The 4,449-nt window shown below is 72.9% G+C and carries 4 protein-coding genes; all 4 read left to right on the top strand.

All coding sequences use genetic code 11. The features are described from left to right. Positions 1-10: 10 nt before the first annotated feature. The 4 genes from ACXJKR_RS25260 to hpxZ are packed head-to-tail and all read left to right on the top strand — an operon-like array spanning position 11 to position 4,432. Positions 11-1,525, top strand: a complete 1,515-nt coding sequence (locus ACXJKR_RS25260; RefSeq protein ID WP_457325167.1) for an ABC transporter ATP-binding protein — start codon at positions 11-13, stop codon at positions 1,523-1,525. Continuing rightward, a complete protein-coding gene (locus ACXJKR_RS25255; protein ID WP_056205655.1) occupies positions 1,522-2,196 on the top strand; it encodes a cysteine hydrolase family protein in 675 nt (224 codons plus the stop codon). Before ACXJKR_RS25260 ends, ACXJKR_RS25255 begins: the two co-directional genes overlap by 4 nt. Continuing rightward, positions 2,193-3,995 (top strand): allophanate hydrolase, encoded by a 1,803-nt coding sequence (atzF, locus tag ACXJKR_RS25250; protein WP_457325166.1) that lies wholly within the window; start codon positions 2,193-2,195, stop codon positions 3,993-3,995. The genes ACXJKR_RS25255 and atzF overlap by 4 nt, the downstream gene beginning before the upstream one ends. Further along, the gene (gene hpxZ, locus ACXJKR_RS25245) at positions 3,995-4,432 is read left to right on the top strand and encodes an oxalurate catabolism protein HpxZ (protein WP_457325165.1); all 438 of its coding nucleotides are present in this window, start codon (positions 3,995-3,997) and stop codon (positions 4,430-4,432) included. Before atzF ends, hpxZ begins: the two co-directional genes overlap by 1 nt. Positions 4,433-4,449 lie beyond the last annotated feature (17 nt).

Here is a 4,449-nt window from a genome sequence, read left to right as displayed (position 1 = left end):
CCCGCACGCCCTGCAGCTCGATACCTACCGCCTCACCAAGCGCTTCGGCAGCTTCACGGCGCTGGATGACGTCTCCCTCACCGTGCGGCCCGGCACCGTGCATGCGCTGCTGGGCGAGAACGGCGCGGGCAAAAGCACGCTGGTGAAGGCCATCGTCGGCTACCACCGCCCCGACGACGGCGCCGTGCTGGTGGACGGCCGCGAGCGCGAGATCGCCTCGCCGGTCGTGGCCCGCGACCTCGGCCTGGGCATGGTCTACCAGCACTTCACCGTCGTGCCCGGCATGAGCGTCGCCGAGAACCTGCTGCTGGCGCGCGGCCACCTGCCCATGGTCGTGGACTGGAAGGCCGCCCGCGCCGAGCTGCAGGCCTTCATGGACACGGCACCTTTTCGCCTGCCGCTGGACGCCTGGCCCGGCGAGCTGTCGGCCGGCGAGAGGCAGAAGCTCGAAATCCTCAAGCAGCTGTTCCTGAAGCCGCGCCTGCTCATCCTCGACGAGCCCACCTCGGTGCTGACGCCGCAGGAGGCCGACGAGGTGCTGGGCGCGCTGCGCGAGCAGGCGCACGCCATGGCCTGCTCGGTGCTGATGATCACGCACAAGTTCCGCGAGGTGATGGCCTATGCCGACGACGTGAGCGTGCTGCGCAAGGGGGCGCTGGCGGCCACCGGCGCCGTGGCCGACTGCACGCCCGACAGCCTGGCCACTGCGATGGTGGGCGAGGGCCGCAGCGCGGTCATGCGCCCGACGTGGGTGCGCGAAACGCGTCCGCCCGGTGAAGTCAAGCTCGCCATCGAGGCCCTGGACGTGATGGGCGACCGCGGCGAGCCCGCCGTGCGTGCCCTGAGCCTGGACGTGCGGCGCGGCGAGATCGTCGGCATTGCCGGCGTCAGCGGCAACGGCCAGCGCGAGCTGATGCAGGCCCTGGTGGGCCAGCGCGCCCGCCTCGCCGGCCGGGTGATGGTGGACGACCAGCCCTTCCTGGCGCGGCGCGCCGAGAACCGCGCCCGCAAGGTGCGCAGCCTGCCCGAGGAGCCGCTGGCCAATGCCTGCGTCGGCCCCTTGAGCGTGGCGCAGAACATGGCGCTGCGCAGCTTCGACGAGGCACCCTGGGCGCGCGGCGGCCTGGTGCGCTGGGGCGCGCTGCGCCAGCGTGCGCGCGAATGGATCGCCGAGTACGGCGTCAAGACCCAGGGCGAGCGCGCCGCCATCCGCACGCTGTCGGGCGGCAACGTGCAGCGCGCCGTGCTGGCCCGCGAGCTGGCCGGCGAGTCCGAGCTGCTGCTGGTCAGCAACCCCGTCTTCGGGCTGGACTTCGCCGCCGTCGCCGAGATCCACGGCCGCCTGACGGCCGCACGCAACCGGGGTGCGGCCGTGCTGCTCGTCAGCGAAGACCTGGACGAGCTGCTGGCGCTGGCCGACCGCATCGTCGTCATGAGCGAAGGCCGCATCGTGCACGACGTGCCGGCCGCCGAGGCCACGCGCCAGTCGCTCGGCGAATTCATGGGTGGGAAGGGGCACGCATGAACACGCTGCTCACGCTGGCAACCGCGCAACCCTTTCCCTACACCTTCAACCCGGCGCACACGGCGCTGGTCGTCATCGACATGCAGCGCGACTTCATCGAGCCCGGCGGCTTCGGCGCCAGCCTGGGCAACGACGTGACGCGGCTGCAGGCCATCGTGCCGGCCGTGCGCCGCATGCTCGACGCCTGGCGTGCCATCGAAGCTGTGGTGCTGCACACCCGCGAGGCCCACCGCCCCGACCTCAGCGACTGCCCGCCGGCCAAGCGGCTGCGCGGCCAGCCGTCGCTGCGCATCGGCGACGTCGGGCCCATGGGCCGCGTCCTGATTGCCGGCGAGCCCGGCGCCGAGATCATTCCCGAGCTGGCGCCGCTGCCGGGCGAACTGGTGGTGGACAAGCCCGGCAAGGGCATGTTCTACGCCACGCCGGTGGACGCGCTGCTGAAGGAGCGCGGCATCACCCACCTGCTGTTCATGGGCGTGACCACCGAGGTCTGCGTGCAGACGTCGATGCGCGAAGCCAATGATCGCGGTTACGAGTGCCTGCTGATCGAAGACGGCTCCGCCAGCTACTTCCCCGAATTCAAGGCCGCCGCGCTGGCCATGCTGACGGCCCAGGGCGCCATCGTCGGCTGGGCAGCGCCGTCGAGCGCAGTCATCGAAGCGATCACATGACCGAAACCCTGCACACCGTCGCCGACTGGCAGGCCGCCTACGCCGCAGGCGCAAGCCCCTTCATCCTGCTGACCGAGCTGCTGGCCCGGTTGCAACCCACCGACCCCGCCTGGATCCACGTCTGCACGCCCGAGCAGCTCGTCGCCCAGCTCGCCGCGCTGCCACCGCGCGGCCCGGCCACGCCGCTGTGGGGCGTGCCGCTGGCCGTGAAGGACAACATCGACGTGGCCGGCATGCCCACCACGGCCGCCTGCCCGGCCTTCGCCCACCAGCCCGAGCACTCGGCCACCTGCGTGCAGCGCCTGCAGGCGGCCGGCGCCATCGTCGTCGGCAAGACCAACCTCGACCAGTTCGCCACCGGCCTCGTCGGCACCCGCTCGCCGTACGGCGAAGTGCCCAACAGCTTCGCGCCGGAATACGTGAGCGGCGGCTCCAGCTCGGGCTCGGCCTCGGTGGTGGCGCGGGGCCTGGTACCGCTGGCCCTGGGCACCGACACCGCCGGCTCGGGCCGCGTACCGGCCGGCTTCAACCACCTCGTGGGCCTGAAGCCCACGCCGGGCAGCGTGCCCATGCGCGGYGTGCTGCCGGCCTGCCGCACGCTGGACGTGGTGAGCGTGTTCGCGCTGACCGTGGCCGACGCGGCACTGGCCTTCTCGCTGCTCGAGGGCGCCGAAGGCGACGAGGCGCGCTTCCACATCGCCGCGCCGCGCCCGCCCTGGCTGGGTGGCGCCCGCGCGGTGCTGCGCCTGGGTGTGCCGCTGGAGCCTGGCTGCGACGCCGCCCTGGGCTGGCCGGCCGCCTTCGACGCTGCGCAGGCCCGCGCCCGCGCACTGGGTGCCGAGCTGGTGCTGCTGGACTTCGAGCCGCTTTTCGAAGTCGCCAAGCTGCTGTACGAAGGCCCCTGGGTGGCCGAGCGGCTGAGCGTTGTCGACACCCTGCTCGCCGCCGAACCCGAGGCCTTCGACCCCACCGTGGCCCACGTCATCACGCAAGGCCGCAACCACGACGCAGTGGCCGCCTTCCGTGGCCGCTACGAACTGGAGACTCTGCGCGCCGAACTGCAAAGCCTGTGGCAGCAGGTGGACGCGCTCTTCGTGCCCACCGCGCCCACCTGCCCCACGCGCGCCGCCGTGGCCGCCGAGCCGGTGCTGCGCAACAGCGAGCTGGGCCGCTACACCAACTTCGTCAACCTGCTGGGCTGGTCGGCGCTGGCCCTGCCTTGCCAGCTGCCCGATGACAAATCCCCGCTGCCCTTCGGCATCACGCTGATCGCCCCCGGCGGCGCYGAGGCGGCGCTGGTCGACTTCGGGCTGCGCTGGGAGGCAGCCGGCCCCGCGCTGCTGGGCGCGCGCCTGCGCGAGGCCCGCCCGGCCGACCGCCGCGTGCAAGCCCGGCCGCTGAGCGAGCCCACGCTGCTGCTGGCCGTCGTCGGCGCCCATCTGCAGGGCCTGCCGCTGCATGGCCAGCTGCAGGAGCGCGGCGCGCGGCTGCAGGCGCGCACGCAGACCGCACCGCGCTACCGCCTGCACGCACTGCCAGGCACCGTACCGCCCAAGCCCGGCCTGGCCCGTGTGCCTGAAGGCGAGGCCGGCCACGCCATTGAGGTCGAGGTCTACGAACTGCCGGTGGCCAGCGTCGGCTCGTTGCTGGCGCTGATCCCGCCGCCGCTGGGTCTCGGCAATCTGGAGCTGGCCGATGGCCGCTGGGGCAAGGGCTTCATCTGCGAGGGCGCCGCGCTGCTGGGCGCACCCGACATCAGCCATCACGGCGGCTGGCGCGCCTTCCTGGCTTCGTCATGATGGACGCCGCTCGCTTCGACGCCCCCGCCGTGCTGGCCGAGCTCGGCGCCGTGTTCGACGCCTACGAGCAGGCGCTGATGGGCAATGACGTGGCCGCGCTCAACGCCTTCTTCTGGCAGGACGCGCGCGTCACGCGCTACGGCATCGCCGACCGGCAATGGGGCATCGCCGAGCTGGAGGCCTACCGCGCCGCCACGCCCGCGCCGGCCTTCACGCGGCGGCTGGAGCACCTGCGCCTGCACGCCTTCGGGCCCGACATGGCGGTGGCGCAGGTCGAGTTCGTGCGCAGCGACACGCCGCTGCGCGGCTTCCAGACGCAGACCTGGGTGCGGCTGCCCGTGGGCTGGCGCATCGTGGCCGCCCACGTCAGCATGATTCCCTTCGCCTGCGGCACGCCAACAATCGTGGAGCCCGGGGCTCCCGCGACCTTGCCGTGACCCAGCCCGCCCCCACC

It is taken from the genome of Roseateles sp. P5_E11 (genome assembly GCF_054049355.1).
Note: the sequence above shows the minus strand (reverse complement) of the source record. Positions and strands in the feature narration are given on the sequence as shown.